This is a genomic window from Streptomyces sp. NP-1717 (genome assembly GCF_022695985.1).
Lineage (GTDB): Bacteria > Actinomycetota > Actinomycetes > Streptomycetales > Streptomycetaceae > Streptomyces.
Genome location: NZ_JAAPBF010000397.1, coordinates 1 through 3,246, shown reverse-complemented (window position 1 = coordinate 3,246; position 3,246 = coordinate 1). Strand labels below are relative to the sequence as shown.

Here is a 3,246-nt window from a genome sequence, read left to right as displayed (position 1 = left end):
GATGGGCACCGTCACCGCGGCCGCCGCACTCGCGGCTGGCTATCTGCTCGGGCGACTGCGCCCGTGGCAGCGACTGGGCGACTGGGCGGCCGATCAGGTCCGCTTCACCGGGGCGAGGGCCCAGGGTGGCAGGCCGTCGTCATCCTGGCCCACGCCGTCACCGCGCCGCGCACCAGCTGGCCCATCATGCGCACCCCGGCCACCGACACTCGTTGCCAGTGCCCAAACGCGATCCGGACTGGTGTGATGTCACTCTTGGCTACGGCCCGGACTCGACGTCTGGCCCGATCGGTCACATGCGGATGAACGCGACCGGTTGTCGGGCCACGTCAGTGCCAGGCACAGGCGATCAGCTGTCCGCGCAGTGGGCGTCGGCAAGGGCCTCGCCGAAGAGCCGTCCGGCGAGTTCCACGCAGCGCATTCGGGCAGGAGAGAAGTCGTAAGGCATCTTGGTGATCGCTGCGGCGGCACTCACCTCTGTGCTCTCCTCCCCTTTCAGGTCGGCTTCGTAGATCTCGAAGATCTTCTCCTCGGCCGCGTCGAGACCAGCTGCCTCGATGGCCTGATTCAGGGCTATTTGGTGAGCGCATCGCTGTACGGCGAGCTCTTCGACGCACGGGTCGTAGGGTTCGACGCCGTCGTCGAGGGCGGCCTCGGCCGCCTCTAGACGGTCCTCCTCGGCCCGCAGGTCGGGGTGGGTGGCCAGCACGATGAACGTGCCAGCCTGGATGGCGGCGCCCAGCGGCCCGAAGATCCGTTCTGTGACTAGCAGGACGTCCAGATCGGAGGGGCGCAACGCGCCCGGGGGCAGGTGGCTGAGCCGGTCCGTGACCAGTCCGGAGAGCAGCCCCAGCGGGCTTCCCACCGTCTGCAGGCGCTGGACAGCCGCGCGCCGACGTTTGATGGCGGCCTCCTGCGCCGCCAAGGTTTCCTCCAGCCTGCTCAGGACCGACTCGATCTCCGGGGCTTGGTCCAGGGCTTCGTCTCCAGCTTCGTCCCGGGCTTCGCCGAAGGCGGCCCGCATGTCGTCCAGGCTGATACCGGCATCAGCCATCTTGCGGATCCACAGCAGGCGGGTCATGTCGTCATAGCCGTAGCGGCGGCGGCCGTCCCCGCCGCGCTCGGGCTCCGGCAGCAGACCGATCTCGTGGTAGTGGCGGATGGCGCGTGGGGTGATCCCGGCGAACGCAGCGGCATCACCGATCTTGACCTGCCGGGGAGGCGTGAGGGAGGGGTACATCGCAGACCCTTTCGTGCTGTGGTGCCCCGACCCCACCACATGCCGCTACGGCATGTGCAACAAACCCATCCAGGTGCCACCGGAGCCAGGCCCTAACCGTGTCATTCGGATCAGGCTGGATCAGGGAGCGGGGTCTGGCGCCGTGGATCGCAAGGCGGAGGAGGGAGGCATGGCGGGAGCCGTGCCTCCCTCCTGCGCTGTCAACGCAGCGGGCGTGCGTGCCAGGGCTCGCGAGCCCGGCAAGATCCGAAAGACACGCCCTGGCCCGGTAGGTCGTCTCTTCGAAGTGCCGCCTGCCTCGCGGGCGGACGGCGCCACTTCGAAGACACGACCTGGATCAATTCGTGAAGCGGCGTACGGCCTCCGGGTGGATCACGAGACGTACCTGGTCCGCGGCCATCATCCCGGCGAGTTCGTCCGCGCGGGCCGGGTCGTCGAGGTCCCAGTAGCGGGCGGCCAGGCGGGCACAGAGGTCGTGTGCTCCGTCGGGCTCCACCGTGGTGCGGCCGGCGACCGACACCCAGCGCTCGCGTTCACCCACCGGGGCGGCGACGACAATCGAGGCCCGGGGGTCGCCGCGCAGGCGCCGCACCTTGACCGTCTCCGGGCCCGTGAACAGCTGGATCGTTCCCTCGGCGGTGGCTTCGAACCACACCGGCCGGGGCTGCGGGGGGACCGGTCCCCCCGCCACGGACAGGAACCCGTGCAAGGGGCGCCGGAGGAATTCGAGGTCCCCAGTGGTCAGCGAAGTGGCGTCGGTGCTCATCACAGTCCTTCCGTGGGGTGAGGCGGCTGGTGCCAAGCTCCCGCCGCGGCGGCCCGTACGACGTAGTCCTCGAAGGTCCTGGGAGCCCGTCCCAGTACGGCGGCGAGATCGTCCGTCGTCCCGGCGAGCAGCCCGCTTTCCATCAGCGCGAACATCTCGGCGACGTGCTGGGCATCGTCCTCGCCCAGGCCCTCCGCGACCAGCGTCGCGGCGTACTCGGCGGACGTGATCCGCCGGTAGGTGAGGGGCCGCCCGGACGCCCGGGAGATCAACTCGACGGCCTCACCGAAGGTGAGGGCGCGCGGTCCGGTCAGCTCGTAGATCCGTCCGGCGTGCCGACCGGGCTCGGTCAGCACCGTGGAGGCGACGTCGGCGACGTCCTCGATGTCGATGAACGGCTCGGGAACTCCGCCGGCCGGGAGCGCCAGTTCCCCGGCCACCAGGGGGGCGTGGAAGACGTCCTCGTCGAAGTTCTGGTTGAAGTTCGACGGCCGCAGGACGGTCCACTCCAGCGCCGAGCCGCGTACGGCGTCCTCGGCCGAGCGCATGTCCAGACCGAACGTGGAGTCGCCCCAGGTGTCGGCGCCGTGCCCGGAGAGCAGGACCAGGCGCCGTACGCCGGCAGCCTCGGCCCGCGCCACGAACTCGTGCACGGGGCCCGGCACTCCTGGTGCCACGACATACGCGACGGCGATGTTCCGCAGGGCGGCGTCCCAGCCGCCGGGGTCGGACCAGTCGAAGCGGGTCGGGCTCGACCGGGAGGCGGCGCGTACGGGCGTGCCGCGCAGGCGGAGCCGGGCGAGGACCCGTCGGCCGGTCTTGCCGGTCGCGCCCAGGACAAGAGTGTTCTCGTTGCTCATGACGTCGATTGAACCGGGCCCGATCGGACGATTCCATAGGTGAGAAGCCGGTTCGCATGTCCATTCGTCTAGCCTCGGCGGTGTGGATGTCTTCAGTGATCTGATCCGCGGGGTGCGGGCGCACGGTTCGTTGTTTGGCAGCACGACCCTGTCCCCGCCCTGGGCGCTGCACTTCGTGGACGGCGCGCCGCTGACGCTGTGCACCGTCATCGACGGGGCGGGCTGGCTCGTACCGGAGGGCCGTCCGCCCGAGTTGCTGCGGGCCCGCGAGACGATCGTCGTGCGCGGACCGGGGACGTTCACCTTCGTGGACGAGGTCGGCACAACGGCGGAGCCGATCGCGTGCGGCGAGGACTGCGCGACGCCGGAGCAGGGCGGGA

4 protein-coding genes are annotated in these 3,246 nt (G+C 70.3%); 1 reads left to right on the top strand and 3 read right to left on the bottom strand.

From position 1 onward, the window contains the following. Nucleotides 1-349: 349 nt before the first annotated feature. From GXP76_RS34845 to GXP76_RS34835, 3 genes are all read right to left on the bottom strand, one after another. Entirely contained in the window at nt 350-1,240 is an 891-nt protein-coding gene (locus GXP76_RS34845; RefSeq protein WP_242575621.1) for a MerR family transcriptional regulator, read from the bottom strand. Between the two features lie 337 nt (nt 1,241-1,577). After that, a complete protein-coding gene (locus tag GXP76_RS34840) occupies nt 1,578-2,006 on the bottom strand; it encodes a pyridoxamine 5'-phosphate oxidase family protein (protein WP_242575620.1) in 429 nt (142 codons plus the stop codon). Continuing rightward, nucleotides 2,006-2,866 carry an NAD(P)H-binding protein gene (locus GXP76_RS34835; protein WP_242575619.1) on the bottom strand — a complete coding sequence of 287 codons (861 nt, stop codon included), beginning with the start codon at nt 2,864-2,866 and terminating at the stop codon, nt 2,006-2,008. The genes GXP76_RS34840 and GXP76_RS34835 overlap by 1 nt, the downstream gene beginning before the upstream one ends. An 82-nt stretch (nt 2,867-2,948) precedes the next feature. On the opposite strand from GXP76_RS34835, the gene GXP76_RS34830 reads away from it, so the two are divergent. Beyond that, on the top strand, nt 2,949-3,246 hold a 298-nt coding region (locus GXP76_RS34830), incomplete at its 3' end, for a cupin domain-containing protein (protein ID WP_242575618.1).

Coding starts and splice junctions, on each gene's coding strand:
- GXP76_RS34845 (WP_242575621.1), bottom strand. CDS start 1,240: ATGTACCCCTCCCTCACGCCTCCCCGGCAGGTCAAGATCGGTGATGCC.
- GXP76_RS34840 (WP_242575620.1), bottom strand. CDS start 2,006: ATGAGCACCGACGCCACTTCGCTGACCACTGGGGACCTCGAATTCCTC.
- GXP76_RS34835 (WP_242575619.1), bottom strand. CDS start 2,866: ATGAGCAACGAGAACACTCTTGTCCTGGGCGCGACCGGCAAGACCGGC.